Source organism: Psychrobacter sp. Sarcosine-02u-2, assembly GCF_002836335.1.
GTDB classification, from domain to species: Bacteria; Pseudomonadota; Gammaproteobacteria; order Pseudomonadales; family Moraxellaceae; genus Psychrobacter; species Psychrobacter faecalis.
Map to the genome: position 1 here is coordinate 34794 of NZ_PJBX01000174.1, position 26312 is coordinate 61105.

Genomic DNA, 26312 nt, shown 5'->3' on the forward strand with positions numbered 1-26312 from the left:
ATGCTTATAAACAAATAGCATTAAAGGCTTAGTATTTAGCAATTTTATGCTGATAAGAATTAATATAAAACCTTGAGGTAGTTTACATGGTCAACCCTGATAACCACTCTTCAGTAGATAAGAATAATGCCAAGCGCCCGCAAGCGAAAAAACCCATCTCGATGCTATCGTGGCTGGTATTGCTTATCGGTCTTGCCGCGCTCGCTTTTGCGATTTATAGCCTGCAAAACCTCACTAAGGAAAAACCGATAGAAACCATTACCCGTGAAGGGGTGGTGATGCAAATCCAAAAATTAAATCGTTTGGAGACGGTGGCGTTTAGTGTCGATACCGTTATCACTAGCCAAAAACCAGGCAGTTGGATGAAGCTGTGGCAAGATGAGCAAAAGGGCTTATTTATTGCACGCGGACGCGTAGAAGCAGGGATTGATTTGAGTGCATTAACGCCAGAGATGGTACAGGTGGTGCAGCCAGAGATTGATGTTGAACAGCTGCAGGAAGCTGATGCTAATACGCCTGTCTCAATGATGCCGCAAATCAATATCACCTTGCCGCCGTCAGAAATATTTTCTGTTTATCTAGATGATATCGAAATCTATGATTGGCAGACGGGCGCTTTTGGTATGATGCAGGTCGATCCAAAGGTCTTGCAACAAGCGCAAAGTATGGCGAAAAAAGAAGTGCTTGAGCGTGCTTGCCGCGGTGATGTGATGAATTTAGCATTAGAAAATGCGCAAACCCAATTGCAGCAGTTGTTTTCATTGACCGGTGCTGTGGTAACGGTAACCACGCAGGGTGCAGGGGCGTGTCAAATGCCAACGGCTTAATACTTAAAATGGGTTAACGAAGCGCCACACCACTTAACAGATGTTGCTTGAATTTATTGGCAATAGGGTTACTATATTATATAGCAGGACTTATTTATCATTAACGACAGCCTTATAAATGCTGTCGTTGAAATAAGCTTATATGATATAAGAGGTGGCGTATATGACAACTTCCAATAATCAGCCCTCCGTTCATGAGAAACGCGAATTAATCAAGCAGCCTAAAGCAAAAGAATCGCTACCTTTTGCGACGTGGGTGCTGCTCATCATAAGCTTTACTTGTCTTGCGTATGCTATTTATACCATTCAGACACGAATAGTAAAGTCAGCTATCGATATCGATAGTGCAGCACAAAGCAGTTTGGTACAAACTGGCAGTACGCTACAAAAGGTGACTCAAGTAGACAACTAGCGCTTTTTACTAAAAATGTCAGCGTCGTTTTTTAACTGTGGGCGCTTTTGGATTAATCATTATTTTTTAAATTCAGCAATCGCCAGTTGCCGGGCTACTTTATGCTCAACCATCGGCACAGGATAAGCAATGTCAGCAAACTGACCGCCCTTTGTGAGCGCTTTACGCATTTTATCTTCACTATGCAAAATACTGCTTGGCACGTCTTTTAATTCTGGCAGCCAAGTCTTAATAAATAATGCATCAGCATCATGACTCTTAGCTTGGCTAAAAGGGTTCATAATACGGAAGTAAGGTGCGGAGTCTGTGCCTGTTGACGCGCTCCATTGCCAGCCGCCATTATTGGACGCAAAGTCCCCATCTATCAACTGCTTCATAAAGTAGCGCTCACCCAAGCGCCAATCTATTAATAAATCCTTGGTCAAAAACATCGCCGTCACCATCCGCAAGCGATTGTGCATAAATCCGGTCGCATTGAGACAGCGCATGGCCGCATCGACCAATGGCACGCCTGTCATGCCTGTGCACCATGCCTTAAAATCATCCTGATTATATGACCAGTTAATTTTATTATCTGTCTCTTCTTTATAAGCTTTATGACGAATCAGCTCGGGCTTATCATCTAAAACATGACGATAAAAGTCACGCCACGCCAGCTCACTTATCCAGCGGTTAATGTCATTGTTATCAGGCTTACCTGACTTATCAAAGCTATCGAAATTGTCGTTATCATTACCCTCTAATCTCTCTAATGCTTTTGTGGCTTGCAAATAGCACAGTCTTGGGCTAATTGCCCCGATAGTGAGATAGGCTGATAGCTGGCTGGTCGCTTGCAAATTTGGTACATCGCGGTTGATGTCATAGTTATCAATGTCGTCAGCGATGAAATCCTCTAAACGTTGACACGCAACCACTTCACCCGCTGGATAAGCCGTTCTAGCTTGCTCAAGCTGAGCACCAAAATCAATGTGCTGATACGCTAGGGCAGTCTCTAACCGTTTTTGATAATCTTCGACGGCTTTTTTACTGAGTTTTTCTATGTCTTTAACAGTATGAGCGCTGTCTTTTGCAGTTTTTAGGGTGGTTTTTGACTGGCTGATTTTTGACTGATAGTTTACCGCCATGGCTTGGTGCATTTGTAAGCTGCTAACATCTAAAGTATGCCGCCATTTGTTATAAAATGGGGTAAAGACCTGATACATGCTATCGTCATTGGTGGTAATGGTTTTTGGTGGCAAGATACATTGGTCGTGCCAGCGGATAAATTCGATATCGGATTTAGCAAGTTGGTTTATTAGTTCTTGGTCGCGGTCAATCTCATTACCTTCGTACTCATGATTTGCCATGACAACATCGATATCATTTACCTCACACAACGTGCTTAGCGTCTCAACACAGTCAGAAAAGCTGGCACAGAGCTGGACGGTTAAGTTGATATTTAAGTGTTTTTGCAAAGAGGTTGCTAAGAGTGGCAAGGTACGGGCGATATGATCGAGCTGGGTGAGTGACATATCATGTGCATGCCATTGTTCAGGCGTCATAAAAAAAATAGCACTGACTCGCGCATTATCTTCATTTGCACGCTCGCAAAGCGCTGCCAATGCCGTATTGTCATGAACTCGCAGGTCACGACGAAACCACATTAAATAATGTGCAGGGTTTGCACTCGCCGTATTATTGCTAGCAATGTGCTGAGACGTTGCCGCCACCGTTTTAGACATTCCACCTTTCCTATATTAATCAATCGCAATCATAAACAAAACTGTGAATAAAAGTATGCTAGGATAAGTTTTTGGATGCAATGGATTTGCCATTCAATTAACAAATCATCATATTCGCTTTTTAGCGTTGGCAATCAATATTTATCGTCGTCTATGTATTCGAGCCAATCTATCAACGTTATATCTAGTGTCATATCTATTTGATGTTATATCTAAGGTCACATTATGCAGGTTAAGTTTTGTGGTTTTACCCAGCCTAGTGATATTAAAATGGCTGCTCAGTTGGGTGTCGATGCCGTCGGCTTGGTTTTTTATCCACCGAGTCCGCGCGCTGTTACTATCGAGCAGGCGCAATTGCTAACTGCTTCTTTGCCCGCTTTTATCAGTGTGGTGGCCTTGGTGGTCAATATGTCGCGAGCGGAACTGATTGAACTGGCAAACCATGTCCCTTTTGATATCATTCAATTTCACGGTGATGAAACGCCGGAGCAGTGTCAGCAGCTGGCAAGCGCGGTCAATAAACGCTGGATAAAAGCCTTGCGTATCAATACTGAGCAGCACACCAGTGCTAGCGTAAGCGCTCAAATTGATGAGTTTGCTGGCGCTGGCGCGAACAGTATTTTGTTCGATGCTTACCATCCGCATAAGTATGGCGGCACAGGTGCACGATTTGACTGGAGTTTGCTACCGCAAGACAGCTCGCTGCCTATTATTTTAGCGGGCGGGCTTGATGCCGACAATGCCGCTGCTACTTTAGAGCTGCCGATTTATGCCGTCGATGTCAGCGGCGGGATTGAGTCTGACAAAGGTAAAAAAGACGCTGCCAAAATGCGTGCCTTTATGAAAGCAGTTAAACGCGATCGATGGCAAAACGAGACGCCGAGCGAACCTTCGAATATCAGTAATTAGCTTTTTAACGGTGGATTTCTATTTGTTAAATAGCTCATTACCTAAAATCTTTCCCTTTATTTATTCTAAAAAATACCACTTATTATAGTAGGAATTATCATGAGTCATGTCGCAAGCAAAGATGTATCTGCTACTGCTAAAGCCATCAATACCTTTACCAATCCAGAAAACGTCCAAGACTTTAACCAATATCCTGATGCGCGCGGACATTTCGGCGTTCACGGTGGTCGTTTTGTTTCTGAAACCCTGATGGCAGCGCTTGAAGAACTTGAAACCTTATATACCAAAGTCAAAGCCAATCCGGCGTTTTGGGAAGAGTATCATAACGACTTGGTCAATTATGTCGGTCGTCCAACGCCGCTTTATCATGCCAAGCGTTTAAGTGATGAGATTGGCGGCGCGCAGATTTATTTTAAACGTGAAGACTTAAATCATACGGGCGCGCATAAGGTGAATAACACCATCGGGCAGGCACTACTTGCCAAGATGTGTGGTAAAAAACGCATTATCGCCGAAACTGGGGCGGGACAACATGGCGTCGCAACGGCCACGATAGCTGCGCGCCTAGGGTTAGAGTGTATCGTTTATATGGGTGCCGATGATGTCGAGCGCCAAAAGATGAACGTTTATCGTATGCGTTTGCTCGGTGCGACGGTGGTGCCAGTGACTTCAGGTTCGCGGACGCTGAAAGATGCCATGAACGAGGCGATGCGTGACTGGGTGACCAATGTCGATACGACTTATTATATTATTGGCACCGTTGCAGGGCCGCACCCTTATCCGCTACTGGTACGTGATTTCCAAGCGATTATTGGTAAAGAAGCGCGTATTCAACATTTAGAAAAAACGGGCAAATTGCCTGATGCGTTGGTTGCCTGTGTTGGTGGTGGCTCAAACGCGATTGGTCTATTTTTTGATTTCCTAAATGATACTGACGTCAAAATGTATGGCGTCGAAGCAACGGGCGACGGTATAGAAACGGGTCGCCATTCAGCGCCATTGGCCGCTGGTCGCATTGGTGTACTGCATGGTAATCGTACGTATTTGATGGCGGACGATGAAGGCCAAATCCAAGAGACGCATTCTATCTCAGCGGGTCTTGATTATCCGGGCGTTGGCCCTGAGCACAGCTTCTTAAAAGACATGAAGCGTGTTGAATACGTTGGCTGTACCGATAAAGAATCGCTAGAGGGCTTTCATGAAGTGACACGTAAAGAAGGGATTATCCCTGCGCTTGAATCCGCTCATGCGGTCGCCTATGCGCTGAAGCTGGCTAAAACCATGACGCCTGAGCAAAGTATTATCGTCAATATGTCAGGTCGCGGTGATAAGGATTTGCATTCAGTAATGAAGGCAGAAGGGATTGAGCTGTAGCCACGTATTGTACTGCACCCTATAAATCCACTTTTATAAAATAAATTGATTGGCTCTTTTTAATATATATAGAGCCAATATAGCCAGTTTGAATTAATTGTAGAGAACACTATGACCCGAATTGAAAGCACCTTTGAAACCTTAAAAGCGCAAAATAAAAAAGCCCTGATTCCTTATGTCATGGCAGGCGATCCAACGCCTGCTAACTTTGTTGGCTTACTACATGACTTGGTTGAGCATGGCGCAGATATGATTGAAGTAGGCTTGCCGTTTTCTGATCCAATGGCCGATGGCCCAACTGTTGCATTGGCTGGCGAGCGCGCGTTAGCAGCCGGTACTAGTACGCGTGATGCGCTAAACATGGTGGCAGAATTCCGCAAACAAGATACGCAAACACCAATTATCCTAATGGGCTATCTGAATCCCGTGGAAATCATCGGTTATGACAATTTTGTCGCCTTATGTGAGCAATCAGGCGTCGATGGTATTTTAATGGTTGATTTGCCACCAGCCGAGGCGGGCAGCTTTACGCAGCATTTGACTGAGCATGCGATGAATGAGATTTTTTTATTATCGCCAACGACTTTGCCTGAGCGCCGCGAGCAAGTTCTGACCCATTGCGGTGGTTATATTTACTATGTGTCATTAAAAGGCGTAACCGGTTCGGCGACGCTCGATACCGATGATGTGGCTACCCAAGTGCAAGCGATTAAAGCCGAAACCGATTTGCCAGTATGTGTGGGCTTTGGTATTCGTGATGCTGCTTCTGCCAAAGCAATTGGCCAGCACGCCGATGGTATTATTGTCGGTAGTGCGCTGGTGCAAAATTTTGCTGATATCGATGCTAAAGATGCGACTGCAGTTGCAACTGCTCAGCAAAAAATTATGGTAAAAATGGACGAGCTACGCGGTGCACTTGATAGTTTAACCGCCTAATATTATATCGAGTTTATTGGTATCAAAATTTGAGAGGCTTAGAAGGCCAGCGCAATTTTTATAACAATGTTTATAAAGACACAGGCAAATGACTTTGCTAAAGTTAGTTTACGTGTGTAAACTAACATCACATATAAATTGTTACAGTTGCGCATAAGCGTGCTTTATAACTGCTGATGTTATAAAGATATGTGACTTTTAAATTGATTCTTATAAACGGACTTCTTAGGGACAAGAGACTAAGCCAATTAAACGAACCTGGCCAACTTGTTGATAAGCCTTTGATAATGGCGAATATTATGACTGATACGATAACAAAACCTGATATGACCACTGCAAATAATACTGAAACAGGCACGACTGAAAAAAATGGCAGTTCCGCTGGGCAATCATGGTTTGAGCGCCCGATACCGGGCATTAAACAGCAATTGACTGCACCTTTGACGGCTGTCGAAACTGAACCGTCAACCAAGTGTAGCAGCTGTCATTCGATGATTACCAATACGGCTCTGATTTTTAATTGTTATGTCTGCCCGCATTGTGACCATCATTTACCGATGAGTGCTCGTGAGCGCTTAAACTGGTTGCTCGATCAAGTAGAAGGTGAGCTAGGACAGCAGTTCACTGCCAAAGACCCATTGAGCTTTGTGGATAGTAAGCCGTATCCGCAGCGTATGAGCGAAGCACAAGACAAAACCGGCGAGTCTGAAGCACTGATTGTGATGTATGGTAAATTGCGCAATCTTGATATCGTGACGTGTGCCTTTGACTTTCGTTTTATGGGTGGCTCTATGGGCTCGGTGGTTGGCGACCGTTTTGTAGAAGCCGCTGAAAAAGCCCTTAAAGATAAAGTACCCTTAGTCTGCTTTGCGGCCTCTGGCGGCGCGCGTATGCAAGAGGGTCTGCTATCCTTGATGCAAATGGCTCGTACGGCGGCGGCGATTGAGCGTTTGCGCTTAGCTGGTGTGCCATATATCGTAGTATTGACCAATCCTGTTTATGGCGGAGTGACGGCATCGCTTGCTATGCTTGGCGATATCCATTTGGCAGAACCAAAGGCCATGATTGGCTTTGCTGGTAAGCGCGTGATTGAACAAACGGTGCGCGAGACGCTAGAAGAGCCGTTCCAGCGTGCCGAGTTCTTGTTAGAGCATGGCGTGGTTGATGAAGTGGTGCACCGTCATCAGCTCATTGATACCATTTACCGTCTGCTAGCAAAACTATGCCGCGTGCCTAATGTTGATGCTTAGCAGCTTAGCAAACAGGTAATTGAGCTCGTTATGACTTAATAGCATTTATCGTCAATCACGGTAAATGCTATTTTTGCTTTTTGGCTAGGTAGTTATATACTGTCTCTAATTCCTAATTAAGCATTTTCTCATTCTCTATTTTCCCGAAAAATTTCATATAGGTTCCGCCCATGTCTGACTCTACCGTTTCTAATTCTAATATTCCTAATGAGCACTCGAGTTTGTCCGAATGGCTTGATTATATGCAGCAAATTCATGTCTCGGCGATAGATATGGGCTTGTCACGCGTATTGCCGGTTGCTGAGGCGTTAGGCGTGGTACAGTCAGCCAAAGACGATGCTTATGTGTTTACTGTAGCGGGCACTAATGGTAAAGGCTCAACGACCGCGGTCATCGCGCAGATGTGCCAAGCGGCAGGTTATAAAACCGCGCTGTATCAGTCACCGCATCTGAGTGTGTTTAACGAGCGCGTGCGTATCAATGGCGAGATGGTCAGCGACGAGACGTTGATTGATGCCTTTAGCAAAGTAGAGGTAGCAAGGTTACAGTGCGCTTTAACCTTATCATTTTTTGAGATGACAACATTGGCAGCATTATTAATCTTTGCTGAAGCAGACTGCGATGTCTGGGTGTTAGAAGTTGGGCTCGGCGGTCGCTTAGATGTGGTTAATATCATTGATCCTGATATGGCGGTGATTACCAATATCGCTATCGATCATGTCGATTGGCTAGGCGATAATGTCGAAGATATCGGCCGTGAAAAAGCAGGAATCCTACGCGATGGTATTACCCTAATTTATGGCGACAAGGAGATGCCAGCTAGTGTACAACAAGCGATTACCACGCATCAGGCAAGCTGTTATCAAGTTGGGCAAGACTTTGATTATCGTGAAGTAGATAACGATGTTTGGCAATATAGTAATGCCGCTGTCACTATGCAACTACCGCGCCCCGCACTATCCTTGACTAACACGGCCAATGCTTTATCAGCGGTGCTGGCAAGCCCGTTAAATATCGATAAAAGTGCTATTGAAAAGGCATTGCAAACGGTCAAGCTTGCCGGTCGCTTTGATTATCGTGAGACCCATAACCGTCATTGGCTGTTTGATGTGGCGCATAACGAGCAAGGCGTTGAGTTTTTATTGGCGCAATTATTACCGCTTTGGCAGCAGCATCTAGCAACGCAAAATAGTTGCGCACACTTAAGTAGTAAACCTGCCAACATTAAAATGCTGTTTTCTATGTTGGGCGATAAAGATATCAAGAAAGTCGTGCAGCGTTTGACTGAAGCGGGCTTGCCTATTAGCGTTTGGTTTATCGCTGAGATCGATTATCCACGCGCAGCCAGCACTGAGCAGCTACAAGGCATCTTAGCGAGTTATGTTGATAAGGCACAAATACATGCGTTTAAACGTTTACCAGAAGCGACCGCTGCCGTTATAAAGGGCAGCCAAGCGCAAGACTTAATCGTGGTATGTGGCTCGTTCCATACGATTGGCGAGGTGCTAGCGGCTCTCGCTGCTGATAATTTAAATTAAAATCTTGCTGATTTAATGTTAGTCTTAGCAGAAGCATGATGGCAGACAGTATAAAAAATATGCTTTATAATCAAACTGCTTTACCATACTGCTATACAATGTTATGTACAAATTAAAATGGCTATAAACAGCTTGTCTTAGCATTTAAAAATGGCTGGACATAACTGGCGGCGATATTAAGTTTCAAAATTGTTTATTAAAGCTATATAAACATAGCTTGGGACGATAGTTGCGCCGCTCAATCAACCTTATTACCAACTAAGAGACGTAAACGGATGAACTTTTCGAGACAAGCCTTATTGGGCATTGGGATGATTATCGGCGGTAGCGTGATGCTATACGCCATGGTGCAACAAATTGGCGATAGCAATAAAACAAAACCTGCTTCAACGATGATAGAAAAACAAAGCCCGGCGCAAGAATCTCCACAGCCCTTGACGACTGATATCGAGACTGAAAAGCGCATCTTGGCACAAAAACAAAAAGAGCGTGCTGCCCGCGTTGCAGAGCAAGAAAGACGTGCACAGCAATTTTTAAGCGAGCAAGAAGCGGCTGAAGCGCAAGCATTGGCCAAAGCGCGCGCTGAAAGTCAGCAGTATTTGGCGAGCACCGCACCTGCTAAAGACAAAGAAGCCGAGGACAGTAATGGCGCTGAAACAGATACCTTGACAGCGACCAAATCTAGGACGGATAGCAATAATACTGCCACGACAACTGAGAATGATAATAGTGCCCGTGAGCAGAAAAAAGCCGCTCAAGCGCAACAAGAAGCTCAGCGCCAAGCTGTGCTTAAAGAACAAGCGGCCGCTAAAAAGCTAGCAGAGAGTAAAAAGGAAGCGGAAGCAAAAAAGCAGGCAGAGGCTAAAAAACAAGCTGAAGCTGAGAAAAAACAAAAAGCTGCAGAAATCGCTAAAAATGAGGCGCCAAAATCGCCTACGGATTATCAGGTCAAAAAGGGTGATGGGCTGATTAAACTGGCGCGGCAACACAATATGCCCGTAGAAGTCTTGGCACAAGCGAATAACCTTTCGCCATCGACAGCGCTACAACTGGGTCAAAATATTATCATCCCATCGCGCCAGCAGGTAGATCGCCTAGCACGTGAAGCAGCGGCTGCTGAAAAAGCGCGTGAAGAAAAGCGTCAAAAAGAAGAAGCGTTAGCGAAGAAATCGGCCGATGCCAAGCGTGAAGCGCAGCAGAAACTGAGCGCAGCGCGTAAAGAGGTGAAAGAAACCGATGCTAAAGGCAGTTTTGGTGTACAAGTGGCACTGGCGAATGACCAAGCCAAAGCGGATGAGTTGGCAAAAAAATTCCAATCAGCGGGCTATCAAGTCAAAACCAGTCCTACCAGTCGTGGTGTGCGCGTTATCGTTGGCCCTGAGCGCGGCAAAGTAGCCGCTTTGGCGCTAAAAGATAAGATTAATAGCGACCCGAAAGTGAATACCACCAGTGCTTGGGTTTTATACTGGCGCTAAAATGGATTTAAGTTGCTGTAATATGATAGCCATTAGCGCTAAATAAACCGCACAATTTTATTTACGCCCGTTTTACTTTCATCTTTCTCCTTAATTTTATTCAAACACGACATCTATTGTCGTGTTTTTCGTTTGCCGATTGGGGCCAGCTTGGTTACGATGTGCGCCGCTATTTTCTGTTTCCTCCTGTTCTTTTCTGTACTGTATAACCTGTCAGCCTATAAAGGCTGCCCTGTCGCGGTTAGCTATGTGTCGTCATTTTATTTAATGACATCCTCTACGTAGCTGACGGCTTTCATTATGTATAAGGTAAAACCATGTCATTTGGCGTTATATTTTTAATATTGGCAGTTGGATTTGTCGGGCTGATCACCCTGCCAAAACTGTTTTCTAATAAGCAGGTCACTGAGCCTGAGCCACCACCTGTACGCGGTGATGAGCTGGCTATCTGGCCATTTGCGCCGATGCCTATCATGACCGATACGGAAGTGATCTTTTTTAAAAAGTTAAAAAATGCGCTGCCTGAATATCATATCTTTGTGCAAGTGCAGCTGTCTCGTATCATTGAAGCAAACAGTGACGAAACCTCGGAGCGTAGCTTTTGGTTTAATCGCATTTGTCGCCAAAGCGTCGACTATGTGATTGTTGATATCGATGCGCAGACTACCTTGCTCGCTATCGAGCTTGATGATTGGACACATAATAGTAAAGCGCGGCAAAAGGCGGACGATAAAAAAGACAAAGCGCTTGCCAGTGCCGGTATTGCTATCGTACGTTTTCACGCCGAACGCATGCCGAGTGCCGATATGCTCAGATATGAGCTGATGCAAGTGATTGAGAGTTATTAAGTTTATAATAAAAGCTTAACGTATGTCTTTTGCTGGGTCAGGCTTTTTAGGATAAATCACAATCAGCCTGTCACCTTCAAAATATAATCCTGTTCTTAAAATACTGTTTTCAGAATAGATAAGGGATAACTGACGATTGTCATAAAAGTCGCGCTTGCTAAACCATTCAATATAATGGGCGGCGCGTAATGCGGTTACATCAATCGTTGCAAGCGTGGCATTATCAGTTTTATCGCACCATTCGTGCATCGGAAAGCTTGGCGCTAGCCACGCAGGGTAATTAAAATTATGAGTGCCAATTGGCAAAAAGAAACGTCCTTTAATGACGCCATAACGTTTATCAATCTTCACTTGTCCATGTGCTTTGGTATCTAGCCACACTGTACGAAACTGTTTGGTTTGCATGTGGGTCATTTTGCGCTGTAAATTATCGTTGGAGTTGATACCGACCCAATTTAGCGGCGCAAACGGCGCTGACCCCATAAAAAACTTAATCGCTAATTCCCAATGCTCAACCAGATTGTCTTCATGATTATACAAAATCAAATCAAGCTCGCCTGTTGTCTGCTTGCCATTGTATAACTGCACGTTATTGGCAAGCGTCTCGTACCGATGTAATTTGCGTGCAAAGCCATCTTCTAGCCAAAACGATAACAATCCTTCAAAGTGAAAACCCAAGCGATTGGGGCTAGGACGTTTTAATAAATAGCGGGTTAATGCCTGATAGTCATTGGTGGTATCCAACTCTTTTAAACGCGGCTTATAAGCTTCAAACTGCTGTTGCCAAAAGTCTGCGCTATGTATTGCAACTTTGTGGGTAGTTTGATGCGGTGCGAAATCCAACCACGTCGTCAAGACGTTAGGGCAGGCGAGTACATACGCCAAATCACGCACAAAAGGTCGCCGATAAGCTTCCCAAGGTGCATAGCTATAAAGGCGCGGCGTAAGCTCAGACATAGGACAAACCAGAGTAAATATAAAGTATTTACCCTAGCGACTTGCTTACTAAAAGTCTATAGCGAATCGTAATATGTTAAGATTGTAGTCATCTGGCAGAATATATGATTGCCAACCTTTCAGTAATACAGAGGACTAAATTATGAAGTACCTTTTGCAAATCGACTTTCCTTATAGCGGTCCTTTTGGTAGTGCGTTTTTTGATGCCATGAAAGAGCTGGCTGAAGATATCGCAACCGAAAACGGTTTGGTCTATAAGCTATGGACAGAAAACGAAGCAACGCAAGAAGCGGGCGGTATCTATGTGTTTGATAATTTGGACGATGCCAATCGTTATTTAGAAAAGCATACCCAAAGACTGACTTCATTTGGTTTTAAAGATATCAAATCCAAAATCTTTGTTATCAATGAAGCGCTAAGTGCGATTACTAAGGCGTCTTTGTAATACTTTATGAAGAATAATGAGCATAAAAAAAGCCAACCATTGATATCAATGGTTGGCTTTTTTGTTTAACTACTATGTTTGGTCGGAACGGCAGGATTTGAACCTGCGACCACTACACCCCCAGTGTAGTGCGCTACCAGACTGCGCTACGCCCCGAATGACTGACTATTTTACGCAAAATTATGCATATTGCAAGGGCTATTTATTTTAGCCAAAATCTACAATGGCATTTTACTTATCACAGTCAGTTGCATACATAGTTATTCAACCTTAACCCAATAGCTCTTTTAGGATTTGGTTTACTTGTTGCGGGTTGGCACTGCCGCGGCTGGCTTTCATCACTTGCCCAACCAGACCGTTAAAGGCTTTTTCTTTACCGCCGCGATACTCGTCGACCATCGCTTGGTTTTTGGCAATGACCTCTTCGACGATGGCTTTAATCGCGCCTGTATCGGTTTCTTGCTTAAGCCCTTTTTCTTCGATGATTTTATCAGCAGCGTCATCAGCATCGCCGCCTTCGCGCTCATAAAGCGCACTAAAGACTTTTTTGGCTAATTTACCCGATAAAGTGTCATCTTTGATACGTGCCAGCATGCCTGCCAATTGCTTGGCGCTGATAGGCGAGTCGGCGATGTCTGTATCATCTTTATTAAGGGCACCGAGTAGATCACCCATGACCCAGTTAGCCGCCATTTTGGCGTCTTGTTGTCCGACCTCAGCGACGACATTTTCAAAATAATCGGCGAGCGTACGGCTACCGGTCAAGATGCGAGCGTCGTATTCTGATAGTCCAAGCGCTTCTTCAAAGCGTGCACGGCGAGCAACAGGTAGTTCGGGCATCGCAGCCTTGATGGCATCGACCGTATGCTGCTCGATACGCACTGGCAATAAGTCAGGGTCAGGGAAGTAGCGATAGTCGTTGGCGTCTTCTTTGGTACGCATGGTGCGGGTTTCATCGCGCTCAGGATCGTATAGCATCGTCGCTTGGATAACTTTACCACCGTCCTCGATGATGTCGATTTGACGCTCGATTTCACGATTGATGGCGCGTTCGATAAAGCGGAATGAGTTGAGGTTTTTCAACTCCGTACGTGTTCCCAAATCTGCGCCCGGTTTACGCACAGAGACGTTACAGTCGCAGCGGAATGAGCCTTCTGCCATAATCGCATCTGAGATACCAAGCCATGTGACCAGCTGGTGAATGGCTTTGATATAAGCAATCGCTTCGGCAGCTGAGCGCATGTCAGGCTCAGAGACGATTTCGATTAATGGCGTTCCAGCACGGTTAAGATCGACACCCGTCATGCCATCGACGGCATCGTGTACGGATTTACCCGCATCTTCTTCTAGGTGCGCGCGGGTGATGCCCATACGTTTAGGGTATTCATTTTTCTCGCCTTCATTGACTACCACATCGATGTAACCTTTGCCAACGATAGGATTGGCCATTTGGGTGATTTGATAGCCTTTAGGCAAATCTGGATAGAAGTAGTTTTTACGGTCAAAGGTATTAAATAACCCCAGCTCAGCATTGACACCGATACCAAACTTTAAGGCACGATCGACCACGCCCGTATTCAATACAGGCAATACGCCAGGCAGCCCTAAATCAACGATACTGGCTTGGGTATTTGGCTCATGACCAAAGTCAGTCGGCGCGCTGGAGAATATTTTACTTTCAGTATTAAGTTGGCAATGGATCTCAATCCCGATGACCACTTCATAGCCGTCGACAAACAGCTCTTTGCGGACGATATCTTGCTGAGCGGCATTATCAGTAGTAGTTGCTGTGTTCATTATACCGTCTCCTTCGCGATGGTAGAGTGTTGTAAATGGTGGTCGGTATGCTGCTGAAATAAATGCGCGGTAGAGAGTAGTTTACTCTCTTGCCAATATTGACCAATCAATTGCAGACCAATTGGTAGACCGTTTGTGGTTAAACCAACCGGCTGACTAAGGGCAGGTAGACCGGCTAAGTTGACACCGATGGTATATACGTCACCCAAATACATGGTTGCAGGGTCGAGGTCTTCAGCAAGTTTATAAGCTGCTGTTGGCGCGGTTGGACTGGCGATGACATCACAGTTAGCAAAGGCGTCTTCAAAATCTTGCACGATAAGGCGGCGTACTTTTTGAGCTTTGGTGTAATAGGCATCAAAGTAACCGGCTGATAGCGCGTAAGTTCCGGTCAAGATACGGCGTTGTACTTCAGGGCCAAAGCCTTCTGAGCGCGAGCGCGTATATAAGTCAAGCAGGTCAGTTGGATTCTCACAGCGGTAGCCAAAACGCACGCCATCAAAACGCGATAGGTTCGATGATGCTTCAGCAGGGGCGAGCATATAATAAGTCGCAAGGGTAATTTCAGGGTCAGTGATGTTGACCTCTACAATCGTCGCACCAAGCGCTTCGTATTGCTTTAGCGCTGCCCGTACGGCTTGCTCGACCTCAGCATCTAAGCCTTTGGTAAAGTATTCTTTTGCAACGCCAATACGTAAGCCTTCTAATGGCTTGGCGGTGTCGCCAGCGGCAGTGACGGCATTATTTAAGTCTTGCACGTAATCTGGCATATCATGCTTGATAGAAGTGGCGTCGCGTGGGTCGTGACCAATCATCGGCTGCAATAAATAAGCGCAGTCCATAGCACTACGGCCCATGCTACCCGCTTGGTCAAGACTTGACGCATAAGCAATCATACCAAAGCGCGAGATACGGCCATAAGTCGGTTTGATACCGGTTAAACCACAAAATGAAGCAGGTTGACGAATAGAGCCACCAGTATCACTGGCCGTAGCAACCGGAACAAATCCTGCGGCGACGGCAGCGGCACTACCACCTGATGAGCCACCTGGGACGCGCTCAAGATTCCAAGGATTGTGTACCGCGCCATAATGCGAGCTTTCATTATCCGAGCCCATCGCAAACTCATCCATATTGAGCTTACCAAGGCTAATCATGCCGGCTTTATCGATGTTGGTGACGATAGTGGCATCATAAGGTGACACAAAGTTATGCAGCATTTTTGAGCCACAAGTCGTTAAGACACCTTGGGTACAAAAGATATCTTTATGCGCCATTGGCACACCAAGCAGGGGGCGCTTGTCACCTTGGGCACGCATTTCATCAGCGGCTTTTGCTTGCGCGCGCGCGGTTTCGGAGGTGTGGGTGATAAAGCTGTTAATCTTACTGTCGAGCGCGTCGATACGCTTGATATAGTGCTCAGTTAATTCCGCACTGCTAAATTGTTTGTCTTGCAAGCCCGTAATCAGCTGCTGGGTACTTAAAAGGTGAAGTTCAGACATAAGGTGTCGTCCGTCAAAATGTGAATAACATTAAATAGAATAAATAAAGGTGGGAAAAGTAGAGCAAATTATTCAATCACTTGTGGCACAAGGTATAAACCCGCTTCAACAGCAGGCGCGACCGATTGATTACGCTCGCGATTGATATCGTGTTTGGCGACATCGGCGCGCAAATCTTGGCAAACTTCATGAATGTTTGATAGAGGTTTGATACCAGTAGTGTCGACACTGCCAAGCGTTTGCATCAATTTTAATACATCACTGATATCGTCGGCGTAGCTGTTGGCGGTGTCTTCATCAACACCGAGGCGTGCAAGACGGGCGACTTCTAAGATTTCTTGACGGCTGACATTGCTTTCAGCGGCGAGGGTTTGCTGTGACATAGTTTCTCCAGTGAAGGATGGTTTTTATTAGAGTAGGGATAAAAATAGGTAATGACTAATAACTAAATAAAGTAATCATGTCTAAAATACACGCAAATAAACAATCTACCTGAGTATTTTATAAAGAGTGCCTTTATTATAAAGCATCTCACCGAAGATTACAGAGCAGGGCATCGATTGCTGCTGTATCTTTACTAACTTTACTCAAATAAGAGCGTTACAAAATTGACCGAATAGTTATGGATTGATTGTCAATTGCTCAGCATTGCGTTCAGAAATACGTTACAGTATGCAGCCACTGCTCAGCGAAACGTTAAGTAAATGCCTTTAAATGACTTAGCAAAACCCGCCGCAGCAATAATACTTGGTGATCGCGCCTTGTTAGTGTTTGAATTAAATGATGTTTCATTAAATGGCATGCTCTGCTCTGTCATTTCAAACTTTGTAACATCTTTTCGCGTTTAACGGCAAAATCCTAGCGTACTTATGCAAATTTCTGTGTTTTTTTTGAGCTAAATCGGTATAATTTAGCTCAGTTTTTTCATTTCATCATTATTGCTTCGGTTTGACTTGCTGCGATGATAAACTCGCACCATCGGTCATGTCTTACGACGACCTGCTCAACACTGACGAGTAACCCTCAGTCAATTTCGTTCGCCTCATTTGTAATACGCTGGATATATTAGCCATGAACCCGTTTGGATTTTTATCAAATAATATCGCAATCGACCTCGGTACTGCGAACACCCTTATCTTTATTCCTGGTAAAGGGGTGGTGCTCGACGAGCCTACAGTGGTCGCGCTACGTAGTAATCGTACCCAAAACCCTACCGTCGCCGCCGTTGGTATTGATGCCAAACAGATGCTAGGGCGTACGCCTGCCAACATCACGGCTATTCGCCCATTAAAAGATGGCGTGATTGCAGACTTTGAAGTGACACAAAAAATGCTCAAGCATTTTATCACTAAAGTAAAAGCCAAGCGTTTTATGGCGCAGCCCAACGTGGTGGTTTGTGTGCCTTGCAAATCGACGTTGGTTGAGCGTAAAGCGATTCGTGAAGCGGTATCGTCGGCTGGCGCGAGCAAAGTATTGTTGCTAGAAGAGCCAATGGCTGCCGCAATCGGTGCGGGCATGCCCGTGCATGAAGCCAGTGGTTCTATGGTCGTTGATATCGGCGGTGGCACCACTGAGATTGCTGTTATCGCGCTGTCAGGCTGCGTCTATGCCGAGTCGATTCGTATCGGCGGCGATATGTTTGATGAAGCGATTATTACTCATGTGCGCCGTACGCATGGCTGCGTGATAGGTGAAACCACCGCTGAGCGTATCAAGCAAGAAGTAGGTTCGGCATTAAATGAAGACAGCCAATTAGAAGTTGAAGTTCGCGGTCGCAGCATGGCAGAAGGTGTGCCAAAGACCTTTACGGTCAATTCTGAAGAAGTACAAAAGGCCCTCAGCGACCCATTAAGCGGTATCGTGAGCGCAGTAAAAGCAGCACTTGAGCAAACGCCACCTGAATTGTCATCAGACATCGCTGAGCGCGGTATTGTCTTAACTGGCGGCGGCGCGTTGCTGCGTGATTTAGACAAGCTTATCTCTAAAGAAACCGGTCTGCCTGTGACGGTCGCTGAAGAGCCATTGACTTGTGTCAGCCGTGGCGGCGGTATTGCGCTTGATTTTATCAACAACAAAAGCCTAAATATGATTTTTGTTTAAGTTGTGAATATTAAAGCGCTATAAAAATTGTTTGATCCTATTTATTTTTTCTTATTAAAGGTAGCCAATAAGGTTGCCTTTAATGACATTTAGCCATACCAAAATGCGATAGCAGTACGATATCAGCTAAACGTCGCTAATAATATATCGACATTATTTTAAACTGACGCTATAGGCTGATATTTGTTGCTCTTATGGCGCGTCGCAGATATTGCTCACCTTAAAACCTCTAGATTAGACCAATTATGATTCCAAGTATTTTTGCTCGTCAGCCGCTCGCGCTTCGTAAGACTGCTATCGTATTGATAGTGGCGCTGGTGTTGATGTGGTTTGATAGCAAAAATCCAGAATGGTTTAAGCCGATACGCTCGACCACCCATGCCGCCATGCAGCCTATTTATGAGCTGTCGTTATTACCAAGTTACGCAAAACATTGGTCAAGTGGTAGCTTGCAGTCGAAAGAAGCGCTACGCCGCGAAAACATGCAGCTAAAAACGCAACTTATCCATGCCCAAGCTAAGCTGCAGCAGCAGGATTATGTCTTGGCACAGAACGCGCGTTTGCAAGGTATCTTATCGACCACGCGCCCTGAGCAATTTGATTTAAACCTAGCGCAAGTGATTGGAACGGATACCAATCTGCTCAGGCAAATTGTGGTACTGAATAAAGGCGAGCAAGATGGCGTACAAGTCGGTCAAACGGTCATCGATGAAGTGGGCATTTTAGGTCAGATTATTAATGTCTATCCCAATACCAGTCGCTTATTGCTGATTACCGATGAGCAGCAATCGGTTGCTGTGACCGTCAAACGCACGGGACAGCGCGCTATCGTCACGGGCGAGGGCATACCGACCTCATTACGCCTTAACTACGTCTTTAAAACCTCAGATGTGCGTGTCGGTGATGAGCTGGTGTCATCAGGCTTGGGCGGACGTATTCCGGCGGGCTACCGCGTTGGTCGTATCGCCCATGTCGAAGACACGCAAGAAGATAACTTTAGAAGTATTGAAGTCACGCCAGCGGCAAACTTTATCGACAATGCTTATGTCTTGGTGCTGCAAGATAAACTGGTTAATAGAAGAAATGCGGGTATTAAAGAAAACTAAGGGCTTGTCAGCTTACTCATAAGTCCGCATTGCGCGTCATTATTGATAGCATAGACTTTTGCACAGACATTTACATAGACGTCTGGATAGACAGATAAGATAAATAGTATTCAAAATTGTTTGGTCAACTAGCGCTGCTACTCTTTTCAATATTAACTGAACGATTAAATAGCTGCTAAACTCTCGCTAAAGGTAAGTATTCATGGCATACGCGGATTTTGATGATGCAACTGGCGTACTCCCAGCCTTGATTATACTGAGTTTCATTATTGCCTCATCGCTGAGCGTCTATCCTTTAAGCCCAAGTATGGCCGCACTGCGCCCAATGGTCATGGTCATGGTGCTGATTTTTTGGTTACTGTTTCAGCCGCGCTATGTCGGGATTTTCAGCGCCTTTGCTATTGGTATTATCGCCGATTTATTAATGGATACTCACTTAGGTCAGCAAGCGTTCGCCGCCGTTATGGTCGCAATGGTCATAAAAATCACCAGTATTTATATCAGACAGCTTAATACCATTAGCGCTTGGCTTATTGCAAGCCTAGGATTGGTTGTTTTCCAAGTCAGCTTATGGATATTGCAACTATTTATCCAAAATACCTTTGTTGCCCAATCTGCTCTATCGTTGCTTATGAGTATCATCAGCTGGCCATTGGTGCTATTGGCATTACGGAGATTTGCCCGCTAGTTTTTTACATTTATTTGTTTCATAAAGCTGAAAAACCATAAATTTATAAAATAAGAGTTAACACAATGAATCTCATTTTAGCGTCTGGCTCGCCGCGTCGTCATGAGCTGCTAACCAGAGCGCAACTCGACTTTACGGTCATGAGCGTCGATATTGATGAAACGCCGCATGTGAATGAATCTCCTAAAGATTATATTGAACGTATGGTTGCTAGCAAAGCAGAAGCGGCGCTAGAGCAATTAAATAAAGAGCTAAATAAAAAGTTAAACGACAGGCAAACTGATTTATCTGAATCAATTATTATTTTAACCGCTGATACCATTGGCGTCTTAGCCGATGGTAAAACGGTATTGGTTAAACCTGATAGCCGTGAAGACGCTTATCGCATGTGGCAACAGATGTCTGATGACACCCACCAAGTATGGACAGCGGTACAAGCAACTCAAGTATTGTTATCTGTTAAGCCTTCAAGCTCTCCAAACTCCGGCAGAACATTTCAAATCGTGAATCAACAACAAATCACTGAGCGCACCGATGTCACCTTTATTCCTTTAACCGAAGAGATGATGGAAAACTATTGGGACAGCGGCGAGCCTGCTGATAAAGCTGGTGGCTACGGTATTCAGGGTTTGGGCGCCGCCTGGGTAAGCCGCATTAATGGCAGCTATACCAATGTGGTTGGTTTACCGCTGGCACAAACTGTGGCGTTGATTAAAAATATCACAGCTATCAGCGCCAACGATAAAGCCTAAGCACTGAAGAAATAAACTGGGCAAATAAATAGGTTAGAGTAGAGCGTATTTGGTTTAAGACAATTAAACGGCTAATTTTATATGAACTGGCAAAAGGCTATCACTCAATCATTTGCACATAATGACACGCTAGGATAATGGGCAAACCCAAGGTGCATTTGGTACACTGTGAGGCTACCAAACGATGAACGCTTCACAAGAAAGCTGAGTGCTAAGAGAAAATATTATGTCCGAAGAGCTGCTGATTAATATTAGTCCCATGGAATCGCGCGTCGCCGTGTTAGATAACGGGGTGTTGGGCGAGATTTATATCGAGCGTCATCATAAACTGGGCTTGGTCGGTAATATTTATTTGGGCACGGTAGTACGCGTGCTTCCTGGTATGCAAGCGGCTTTTGTCGATATCGGCCAGTCACGCACAGCGTTTTTACATGTCAATGATATGCAGCGCGAACCGCGTCCTGTCAGCGAGAGCAAAAGTAAGACCTCAGAAAATACTGATAACGAACGTCCTCTTATCGAACCTACCGCTGATGATTTGGCGGTAACGCCACCTGTGGTCAGTGCGCACAGTACTGAGGTCGTGGTCGTTACAAAATCTCTTATCCAGCATCGGCTGCACGAAGGCCAACGTATCTTAGTGCAAGTGACCAAAGACCAGCTCGGTAGCAAGGGCGCGCGTTTAACTACCAATATATCGCTGCCATCACGTTACTTGGTCTATCTGCCATCGAGCGATCATATCGGTATCTCGCAGCGTATTGATGGCGAAGAAGAACGTTCTCGTCTCAAGACTGAACTGGCGAGCCTGATGCAAACGGTCAACCTACAAGGTGGCCTGATTGCGCGTACCGCCGCTGAGCGCGTACCGGTTAATAAACTCGAAGAAGATATTTACTATCTATTGCAGCTCTGGCGCACCATTTGCGCCCGTCGCCAAGAAACAAAACCAAATCAAAGCTCTGAGCTTATTTATCAAGAATTATCACTGCCGCTGCGCTCCATTCGTGACTTGGTGCATGCCGATACCGAAAAAGTAGTGATTGATAACGCGCAAATCTATGAGCAAGTCCGTTATTTTGCTAAAGAGTTTGTGCCTTTCGTCTATGACCGTATTGTGCATTATACCGCCGAGCCTTCCTTGTTTGATGTCCACCGTGTCGAGGATGATTTGCGTGATGCCTTAAAACGTCGTGTTGATTTAAAGTCTGGCGGTTACCTGATTATCGATCAAACCGAAGCCATGACCACCATCGATGTCAATACTGGCTCTTTTGTCGGCGGTCGCTCGTTAGAAGATACGGTATATAAAACCAATTTAGAAGCCACCCACGCCATCGCACGCCAGCTACGCCTGCGTAATCTTGGCGGCATTATTATCTTGGATTTTATTGATATGCTTGAGCAGCAGCATAAAGACGATATTTTAGAGAGCCTGCAAGCGCAGCTAGCGCAAGACTACGCCAAAACCAAAATCACCCAAGTCAGTGAGCTTGGGCTGGTTGAAATGACGCGTAAACGCACCCGTGAGTCGCTTGGGCAGCAGCTTTGTGAGCCTTGCTCAACCTGTCAGGGTCGCGGCTTTGTTAAAACGGCTGAAACCGTTTGCTTTGAGATATTTCGCGAGATTATGCGCTGTGCGCGCACCTATAACTCGCCTAAGAAGTTTACCGTGGTTGCTCATGCTGCCGTCATTGACTTACTATTGACCAGCGAATCAGACACCGTGGCAGATTTAGAGTATCTATTAGGTAGAGTGATTACCTTTGAGGTCGAAAATCTCTATACCCAAGAGCAATATGACATCGTTTTGGACTAGCGCCAGCGTAAACTTATACCATTATAAAGTATCTTAAATGAGGTTTTGATAAGGAAACTATCGATAAAAACGCTTGTTTATAAAGGGGGATATCTCAAAACACTGCCGATATTACCCTTGCAATGAGTGAAATACTATGTATAATACACACCACTGAATTATATATGCGCAGCCAATTAAACAGCTGGCGCTATGACAGCTAGAGCATCGTTTCTAGCACTATTTCATTATGCCTTTGCTGACATCCTATAATGGAAGGGTCGGCGGGGCTTTAAACTATTTTGCTTTTGGCACGCTATAAGTTCCGGTAACGAACTCATTCTGGTTAAGAACAGAAGGCCGCTTAAAGTGAATATTTAACCAAACGGCTTTTGCTCATATCTTCAAAGTAAGAATGACAAAAGCACATATTAGGAGCTTGCTGGCATGGCTAACCAGAGAATCCGTATCCGTCTTAAGTCTTTTGATCATCGTCTGATTGATCAATCTGCACAAGAGATCGTTGATACTGCAAAGCGCACCGGTGCGCAAGTTTGTGGTCCTGTACCGTTGCCGACTCGCATTGAGCGCTTCAACGTTCTAACCTCACCACACGTTAATAAAGACGCTCGTGACCAGTACGAAATCCGTACTCATAAGCGTATGGTTGATATCGTTCAGCCTACCGACAAAACTGTGGATGCGCTAATGAAGTTAGACTTAGCGGCGGGTGTTGACGTTCAAATTGCTTTGGGTTAATGCAAAACACACCCAACCCATTAATATAAGATATAAAGAGGTCTAAAATGGCGATCGGTTTAGTCGGTAAAAAATGCGGCATGACCCGTATCTTCACTGAAGCAGGCGAATCTATCCCTGTTACAGTGGTTGAGGTCCATGCTAACCGCATTACTCAAGTAAAAAATACTGATGTAGATGGCTATCAAGCCATTCAAGTTACCACAGGTACTCGTCGTGACAGCCGCGTAACTGCTGCACAAAAAGGTCACTTCGCTAAAGCTGGCGTTGCAGCTGGCCGTGGTGTATGGGAATTCCGTGCCAATGACAGCGATCTTGAAGGTCGTGAAATTGGTGGTGAGATCCTAGCTGACTTGTTCGAACAAGGTCAGATTGTAGATGTCACAGGACAGAGTAAAGGTAAAGGCTTTCAAGGCGGCGTAAAGCGTCACAACTTTAGCATGCAAGATGCCACTCATGGTAACTCAGTGTCTCACCGTGTCCTTGGTTCAACTGGTCAAAACCAGTCACCAGGTAAAGTCTTCAAAGGCAAAAAAATGCCAGGTCAAATGGGTAACAAACGCGTTACCGTTCAGGGCCTAGAAGTGATATCGGTTGATGTTGAAAAAGGGTTACTTGTCATCAAGGGTGCTATCCCAGGTGCCACCGGTGGCGATGTCATCGTACGTCCGTCAGTCAAAGCCTAAGCAAGGGGATTAACGTGGATTTAAAAACAGTTACAGGGGCGGCAGTTGAGCTTTCTGATACGGCTTTCGGTCGTGAATTCAACGAAGCATTAGTGCATCAGGTCGTCACCGCATATCTTGCTGGTGCTCGTCAAGGTACACGCGCTCAAAAAACCCGTGCCGAAGTTTCTGGCGGTGGCATCAAGCCATGGCGCCAAAAAGGTACTGGTCGCGCTCGTGCAGGTTCTATTCGTAGCCCAATCTGGCGTTCAGGTGGTCGTGCATTCGCAGCCAAACCACAAGATTGGTCACAGAAAGTTAACCGCAAAATGTATCGCGGTGCGATGCAGTGCATCCTAGCCGAATTGATTCGCCAAGAGCGTTTGATTTTGGTTGAAGAGCTAAGCGTTTCTGGTCCTAAGACCAAAGAGCTGATTGCAAAGTTAAATGATTTGGGCGCACCTCGTGCACTCATCGTCACCAAAGAAGTTGACGAAAATCTATACTTAGCTGCGCGCAACATCCCACACGTCAATGTACTTGGTACAAACGAAGTGGATCCAGTGAGCTTGATTGCTTTTGATAAAGTAATCATGTCAGTTGAAGCTGCGAAACAATTTGAGGAAGCACTAGCATGAATAACGCAAGACTTTATCAGGTCTTAAGAGGGCCTGTATTCTCAGAAAAATCTCAAATGCTTGGCGACTCACTTGGTGTACAGGTATTTAAAGTTGACTCTAATGCTACTAAGCTTGAAGTCAAAAAAGCGGTTGAGATGATGTTCGAAGGCGTTGAAGTTTTAAAAGTAAACACTTTGAATGTTAAAGGTAAGACAAAGCGTTTTGGTAAAAATATCGGCCGTCGTAATGACTATAAAAAAGCCTACGTTACCTTAAAAGCTGGTCAAGATGTACAAATGGCTGATGCTGGTGAAGAAGTCGCAAACACGACTGCTTCTACTAGTGAAACAGCGAACAACGAATAAGGATTACACTCATGCCTATCGTAAAAGCAAAGCCAACATCACCAGGCCGTCGTTTTGTTGAAAAAGTGGTGCATCCACACCTTTACAAAGGTCGTCCTTTTGCAGCGCTTCTCGAATCAAAAAGTAAGTCAGGTGGTCGTAACAATAATGGTCGCATCACGACTCGTCACGTTGGTGGTGGTCATAAGCAGCATTATCGTATTATCGATTTTAAACGTACTAAAGACAATATCCCAGCTGTGGTTGAGCGTATCGAATACGATCCTAACCGTACTGCACACATTGCTTTACTTAAGTACGCTGACGGCGAACGTCGCTATATCATTGCTGCTAAAAAACAAGCAGTTGGCGATACCGTCATGTCAGGAGAGAACTCTCCAATCCGTCCAGGTAACTGCTTACCACTGAAAAACATCCCATTGGGTACTGTGATTCACAATATCGAACTTAAAATCGGTAAAGGTGCACAGCTAGCTCGTTCTGCGGGTGCCAGCGTTCAGCTACTAGGTCGTGACGGTATTTATGCTATTCTACGTCTACGCTCAGGTGAAACTCGCCGCGTACACGTGAACTGCCGTGCTGTTATTGGTGAAGTTTCTAACACTGAAAATAACTTGAAATCACTTGGTAAAGCCGGTGCTTCACGTTGGCGCGGTGTTCGTCCTTCTGTTCGTGGTGTCGCTATGAACCCGGTTGATCACCCACACGGTGGTGGTGAAGGTCGTAACAAAGGTCGCCATCCAACCAGCCCTTGGGGTCAGAAGTCTAAAGGACTTAAAACGCGTCATAATAAGCGTACTGACAGTATGATCATCCGCCGCCGCGCCAAGAAGAAATAAAGGAAGAATTTCATGCCTCGTTCATTGAAAAAAGGTCCATTCATAGACGCGCACTTATTTGCTAAAGTTGAGAATGCATTAGACACCAACTCACGCAAACCAATTAAAACTTGGTCGCGCCGCTCGATGATTTTGCCACAAATGGTTGGCCTAACCTTATCTGTTCACAACGGCCGTACTCACGTACCGGTTATCGTAAGCGAGCAGATGGTTGGTCATAAACTAGGTGAATTTGCCCCGACTCGTACATATCGTGGTCATGGCATTGACAAGAAAGCTAAGAGATAAGGTGCTTACCATGGAAGTAACTGCAAAATTACGCGGTGCCGCCATATCGGCACAAAAAGTTAGACTCGTTGCTGATGAAGTTCGTGGCAAATCTATCGAGCGTGCTTTGGATATCCTAACGTATAGTAATAAAAAAGGCGCTGTCTTCGTTAAGAAATGTCTTGACTCAGCCATCGCCAATGCCGAACACAACAACGGTTTAGATATCGATACTCTTAAAGTATCAACCATCTACGTTGATGAAGGCATTACGCTAAAACGTATCCTACCACGTGCTAAAGGTCGCGCTGATCGTATCAGTAAGCGTACTTGTCACATCACTATAAAGGTAGGAGAATAAG

At 45.2% G+C, this 26312-nt stretch carries 27 protein-coding genes and 1 tRNA gene; 22 read left to right on the forward strand and 6 right to left on the reverse strand.

The window, feature by feature from the left end; genetic code table 11:
• Positions 1 to 86: 86 nt before the first annotated feature.
• The gene (locus CXF58_RS11020) at positions 87 to 827 is read left to right on the forward strand and encodes a DUF4230 domain-containing protein (protein WP_102077532.1); all 741 of its coding nucleotides are present in this window, start codon (positions 87 to 89) and stop codon (positions 825 to 827) included.
• A 163-nt stretch (positions 828 to 990) separates the two neighbouring features.
• Positions 991 to 1239, forward strand: a complete 249-nt coding sequence (locus CXF58_RS11025; protein WP_102077533.1) for a hypothetical protein — start codon at positions 991 to 993, stop codon at positions 1237 to 1239.
• Positions 1240 to 1298: 59 nt separating this feature from the next.
• Here CXF58_RS11025 and CXF58_RS11030 read toward each other — a convergent pair whose 3' ends face one another.
• A complete protein-coding gene (locus tag CXF58_RS11030) occupies positions 1299 to 2960 on the reverse strand; it encodes a cryptochrome/photolyase family protein (protein WP_102077534.1) in 1662 nt (553 codons plus the stop codon).
• A gap of 225 nt (positions 2961 to 3185) precedes the next feature.
• Here CXF58_RS11030 and CXF58_RS11035 point away from each other — a divergent pair, with 225 nt between their 5' ends.
• From CXF58_RS11035 to CXF58_RS11065, 7 genes are all read left to right on the forward strand, one after another.
• The gene (locus tag CXF58_RS11035) at positions 3186 to 3869 is read left to right on the forward strand and encodes a phosphoribosylanthranilate isomerase (protein ID WP_102077535.1); all 684 of its coding nucleotides are present in this window, start codon (positions 3186 to 3188) and stop codon (positions 3867 to 3869) included.
• Between the two features lie 99 nt (positions 3870 to 3968).
• Complete coding sequence (trpB, locus tag CXF58_RS11040; protein WP_226928799.1) at positions 3969 to 5243, forward strand: tryptophan synthase subunit beta; 1275 nt, start codon at positions 3969 to 3971, stop codon at positions 5241 to 5243.
• Positions 5244 to 5354: 111 nt separating this feature from the next.
• Positions 5355 to 6179 (forward strand): tryptophan synthase subunit alpha, encoded by an 825-nt coding sequence (gene trpA / locus CXF58_RS11045; protein WP_102077536.1) that lies wholly within the window; start codon positions 5355 to 5357, stop codon positions 6177 to 6179.
• Positions 6180 to 6466: 287 nt separating this feature from the next.
• On the forward strand, positions 6467 to 7429 hold the full coding sequence (gene accD / locus CXF58_RS11050) for an acetyl-CoA carboxylase, carboxyltransferase subunit beta (protein ID WP_180952576.1): 963 nt from the start codon (positions 6467 to 6469) through the stop codon (positions 7427 to 7429).
• 170 nt (positions 7430 to 7599) lie between these two features.
• On the forward strand, positions 7600 to 8967 hold the full coding sequence (gene folC / locus CXF58_RS11055; RefSeq protein WP_102077537.1) for a bifunctional tetrahydrofolate synthase/dihydrofolate synthase: 1368 nt from the start codon (positions 7600 to 7602) through the stop codon (positions 8965 to 8967).
• Positions 8968 to 9242: 275 nt separating this feature from the next.
• Positions 9243 to 10442: a LysM peptidoglycan-binding domain-containing protein gene (locus CXF58_RS11060; protein ID WP_102077538.1), complete on the forward strand. Its 1200-nt coding sequence runs from the start codon at positions 9243 to 9245 to the stop codon at positions 10440 to 10442.
• 317 nt (positions 10443 to 10759) lie between these two features.
• On the forward strand, positions 10760 to 11290 hold the full coding sequence (locus tag CXF58_RS11065; RefSeq protein ID WP_102077539.1) for a DUF2726 domain-containing protein: 531 nt from the start codon (positions 10760 to 10762) through the stop codon (positions 11288 to 11290).
• A 15-nt stretch (positions 11291 to 11305) separates the two neighbouring features.
• On the opposite strand, the gene CXF58_RS11070 is transcribed toward CXF58_RS11065, so the two are convergent.
• The gene (locus CXF58_RS11070; protein ID WP_102077540.1) at positions 11306 to 12247 is read right to left on the reverse strand and encodes a DUF1853 family protein; all 942 of its coding nucleotides are present in this window, start codon (positions 12245 to 12247) and stop codon (positions 11306 to 11308) included.
• Between the two features lie 142 nt (positions 12248 to 12389).
• Between CXF58_RS11070 and CXF58_RS11075 the strand changes: the two genes are divergently transcribed.
• Entirely contained in the window at positions 12390 to 12692 is a 303-nt protein-coding gene (locus CXF58_RS11075) for a monooxygenase (RefSeq protein WP_102077541.1), read from the forward strand.
• A 79-nt stretch (positions 12693 to 12771) separates the two neighbouring features.
• Here the strand turns inward: CXF58_RS11075 and CXF58_RS11080 are convergent.
• The 4 genes from CXF58_RS11080 to gatC all read right to left on the reverse strand — a co-directional run bounded on the left by CXF58_RS11080 (position 12772) and on the right by gatC (position 16374).
• A tRNA-Pro gene (locus tag CXF58_RS11080) sits at positions 12772 to 12848 on the reverse strand.
• A gap of 114 nt (positions 12849 to 12962) precedes the next feature.
• A complete protein-coding gene (gene gatB / locus CXF58_RS11085; protein ID WP_102077542.1) occupies positions 12963 to 14489 on the reverse strand; it encodes an Asp-tRNA(Asn)/Glu-tRNA(Gln) amidotransferase subunit GatB in 1527 nt (508 codons plus the stop codon).
• On the reverse strand, positions 14489 to 15991 hold the full coding sequence (gatA, locus tag CXF58_RS11090) for an Asp-tRNA(Asn)/Glu-tRNA(Gln) amidotransferase subunit GatA (protein ID WP_102077543.1): 1503 nt from the start codon (positions 15989 to 15991) through the stop codon (positions 14489 to 14491). The genes gatB and gatA overlap by 1 nt, the downstream gene beginning before the upstream one ends.
• A 68-nt stretch (positions 15992 to 16059) precedes the next feature.
• On the reverse strand, positions 16060 to 16374 hold the full coding sequence (gene gatC / locus CXF58_RS11095) for an Asp-tRNA(Asn)/Glu-tRNA(Gln) amidotransferase subunit GatC (protein WP_102077544.1): 315 nt from the start codon (positions 16372 to 16374) through the stop codon (positions 16060 to 16062).
• 679 nt (positions 16375 to 17053) lie between these two features.
• Here gatC and CXF58_RS11100 point away from each other — a divergent pair.
• The 12 genes from CXF58_RS11100 to rplV all read left to right on the forward strand — a co-directional run bounded on the left by CXF58_RS11100 (position 17054) and on the right by rplV (position 26311).
• Positions 17054 to 18091, forward strand: a complete 1038-nt coding sequence (locus CXF58_RS11100; protein WP_414706782.1) for a rod shape-determining protein — start codon at positions 17054 to 17056, stop codon at positions 18089 to 18091.
• Positions 18092 to 18336: 245 nt separating this feature from the next.
• Positions 18337 to 19197, forward strand: a complete 861-nt coding sequence (mreC, locus tag CXF58_RS11105; RefSeq protein WP_102077546.1) for a rod shape-determining protein MreC — start codon at positions 18337 to 18339, stop codon at positions 19195 to 19197.
• A 202-nt stretch (positions 19198 to 19399) separates the two neighbouring features.
• The gene (gene mreD / locus CXF58_RS11110; RefSeq protein WP_102077547.1) at positions 19400 to 19885 is read left to right on the forward strand and encodes a rod shape-determining protein MreD; all 486 of its coding nucleotides are present in this window, start codon (positions 19400 to 19402) and stop codon (positions 19883 to 19885) included.
• Positions 19886 to 19950: 65 nt separating this feature from the next.
• On the forward strand, positions 19951 to 20637 hold the full coding sequence (locus CXF58_RS11115; protein WP_102077548.1) for a Maf family protein: 687 nt from the start codon (positions 19951 to 19953) through the stop codon (positions 20635 to 20637).
• Between the two features lie 226 nt (positions 20638 to 20863).
• Positions 20864 to 22456, forward strand: coding sequence for an Rne/Rng family ribonuclease (locus tag CXF58_RS11120; RefSeq protein WP_102077549.1), 1593 nt, complete (start codon positions 20864 to 20866; stop codon positions 22454 to 22456).
• 426 nt (positions 22457 to 22882) lie between these two features.
• Positions 22883 to 23194 carry a 30S ribosomal protein S10 gene (gene rpsJ / locus CXF58_RS11125; RefSeq protein ID WP_010196670.1) on the forward strand — a complete coding sequence of 104 codons (312 nt, stop codon included), beginning with the start codon at positions 22883 to 22885 and terminating at the stop codon, positions 23192 to 23194.
• A 47-nt stretch (positions 23195 to 23241) separates the two neighbouring features.
• Complete coding sequence (gene rplC / locus CXF58_RS11130; RefSeq protein WP_068408481.1) at positions 23242 to 23880, forward strand: 50S ribosomal protein L3; 639 nt, start codon at positions 23242 to 23244, stop codon at positions 23878 to 23880.
• A 14-nt stretch (positions 23881 to 23894) separates the two neighbouring features.
• Positions 23895 to 24497, forward strand: coding sequence for a 50S ribosomal protein L4 (gene rplD, locus CXF58_RS11135; RefSeq protein WP_068408479.1), 603 nt, complete (start codon positions 23895 to 23897; stop codon positions 24495 to 24497).
• Positions 24494 to 24844, forward strand: coding sequence for a 50S ribosomal protein L23 (rplW, locus tag CXF58_RS11140; RefSeq protein WP_068408477.1), 351 nt, complete (start codon positions 24494 to 24496; stop codon positions 24842 to 24844). The genes rplD and rplW overlap by 4 nt, the downstream gene beginning before the upstream one ends.
• Before the next feature lie 11 nt (positions 24845 to 24855).
• Positions 24856 to 25683, forward strand: coding sequence for a 50S ribosomal protein L2 (gene rplB / locus CXF58_RS11145; RefSeq protein ID WP_068408475.1), 828 nt, complete (start codon positions 24856 to 24858; stop codon positions 25681 to 25683).
• A 12-nt stretch (positions 25684 to 25695) separates the two neighbouring features.
• The gene (rpsS, locus tag CXF58_RS11150; RefSeq protein WP_010196682.1) at positions 25696 to 25971 is read left to right on the forward strand and encodes a 30S ribosomal protein S19; all 276 of its coding nucleotides are present in this window, start codon (positions 25696 to 25698) and stop codon (positions 25969 to 25971) included.
• A gap of 10 nt (positions 25972 to 25981) precedes the next feature.
• On the forward strand, positions 25982 to 26311 hold the full coding sequence (gene rplV, locus CXF58_RS11155) for a 50S ribosomal protein L22 (protein WP_068408473.1): 330 nt from the start codon (positions 25982 to 25984) through the stop codon (positions 26309 to 26311).
• The last annotated feature ends 1 nt before the right edge of the window (position 26312 follow it).

Excerpts from the sequence above, each read along its gene's own strand:
- CXF58_RS11020 (WP_102077532.1), top strand. The coding sequence starts at position 87 with ATGGTCAACCCTGATAACCACTCTTCAGTAGATAAGAATAATGCCAAG.
- CXF58_RS11025 (WP_102077533.1), top strand. The coding sequence starts at position 991 with ATGACAACTTCCAATAATCAGCCCTCCGTTCATGAGAAACGCGAATTA.
- CXF58_RS11030 (WP_102077534.1), bottom strand. The coding sequence starts at position 2,960 with ATGTCTAAAACGGTGGCGGCAACGTCTCAGCACATTGCTAGCAATAAT.
- CXF58_RS11035 (WP_102077535.1), top strand. The coding sequence starts at position 3,186 with ATGCAGGTTAAGTTTTGTGGTTTTACCCAGCCTAGTGATATTAAAATG.
- trpB (WP_226928799.1), top strand. The coding sequence starts at position 3,969 with ATGAGTCATGTCGCAAGCAAAGATGTATCTGCTACTGCTAAAGCCATC.
- trpA (WP_102077536.1), top strand. The coding sequence starts at position 5,355 with ATGACCCGAATTGAAAGCACCTTTGAAACCTTAAAAGCGCAAAATAAA.
- accD (WP_180952576.1), top strand. The coding sequence starts at position 6,467 with ATGGCGAATATTATGACTGATACGATAACAAAACCTGATATGACCACT.
- folC (WP_102077537.1), top strand. The coding sequence starts at position 7,600 with ATGTCTGACTCTACCGTTTCTAATTCTAATATTCCTAATGAGCACTCG.
- CXF58_RS11060 (WP_102077538.1), top strand. The coding sequence starts at position 9,243 with ATGAACTTTTCGAGACAAGCCTTATTGGGCATTGGGATGATTATCGGC.
- CXF58_RS11065 (WP_102077539.1), top strand. The coding sequence starts at position 10,760 with ATGTCATTTGGCGTTATATTTTTAATATTGGCAGTTGGATTTGTCGGG.
- CXF58_RS11070 (WP_102077540.1), bottom strand. The coding sequence starts at position 12,247 with ATGTCTGAGCTTACGCCGCGCCTTTATAGCTATGCACCTTGGGAAGCT.
- CXF58_RS11075 (WP_102077541.1), top strand. The coding sequence starts at position 12,390 with ATGAAGTACCTTTTGCAAATCGACTTTCCTTATAGCGGTCCTTTTGGT.
- gatB (WP_102077542.1), bottom strand. The coding sequence starts at position 14,489 with ATGAACACAGCAACTACTACTGATAATGCCGCTCAGCAAGATATCGTC.
- gatA (WP_102077543.1), bottom strand. The coding sequence starts at position 15,991 with ATGTCTGAACTTCACCTTTTAAGTACCCAGCAGCTGATTACGGGCTTG.
- gatC (WP_102077544.1), bottom strand. The coding sequence starts at position 16,374 with ATGTCACAGCAAACCCTCGCCGCTGAAAGCAATGTCAGCCGTCAAGAA.
- mreC (WP_102077546.1), top strand. The coding sequence starts at position 18,337 with ATGATTCCAAGTATTTTTGCTCGTCAGCCGCTCGCGCTTCGTAAGACT.
- mreD (WP_102077547.1), top strand. The coding sequence starts at position 19,400 with ATGGCATACGCGGATTTTGATGATGCAACTGGCGTACTCCCAGCCTTG.
- CXF58_RS11115 (WP_102077548.1), top strand. The coding sequence starts at position 19,951 with ATGAATCTCATTTTAGCGTCTGGCTCGCCGCGTCGTCATGAGCTGCTA.
- CXF58_RS11120 (WP_102077549.1), top strand. The coding sequence starts at position 20,864 with ATGTCCGAAGAGCTGCTGATTAATATTAGTCCCATGGAATCGCGCGTC.
- rpsJ (WP_010196670.1), top strand. The coding sequence starts at position 22,883 with ATGGCTAACCAGAGAATCCGTATCCGTCTTAAGTCTTTTGATCATCGT.
- rplC (WP_068408481.1), top strand. The coding sequence starts at position 23,242 with ATGGCGATCGGTTTAGTCGGTAAAAAATGCGGCATGACCCGTATCTTC.
- rplW (WP_068408477.1), top strand. The coding sequence starts at position 24,494 with ATGAATAACGCAAGACTTTATCAGGTCTTAAGAGGGCCTGTATTCTCA.
- rplB (WP_068408475.1), top strand. The coding sequence starts at position 24,856 with ATGCCTATCGTAAAAGCAAAGCCAACATCACCAGGCCGTCGTTTTGTT.
- rpsS (WP_010196682.1), top strand. The coding sequence starts at position 25,696 with ATGCCTCGTTCATTGAAAAAAGGTCCATTCATAGACGCGCACTTATTT.
- rplV (WP_068408473.1), top strand. The coding sequence starts at position 25,982 with ATGGAAGTAACTGCAAAATTACGCGGTGCCGCCATATCGGCACAAAAA.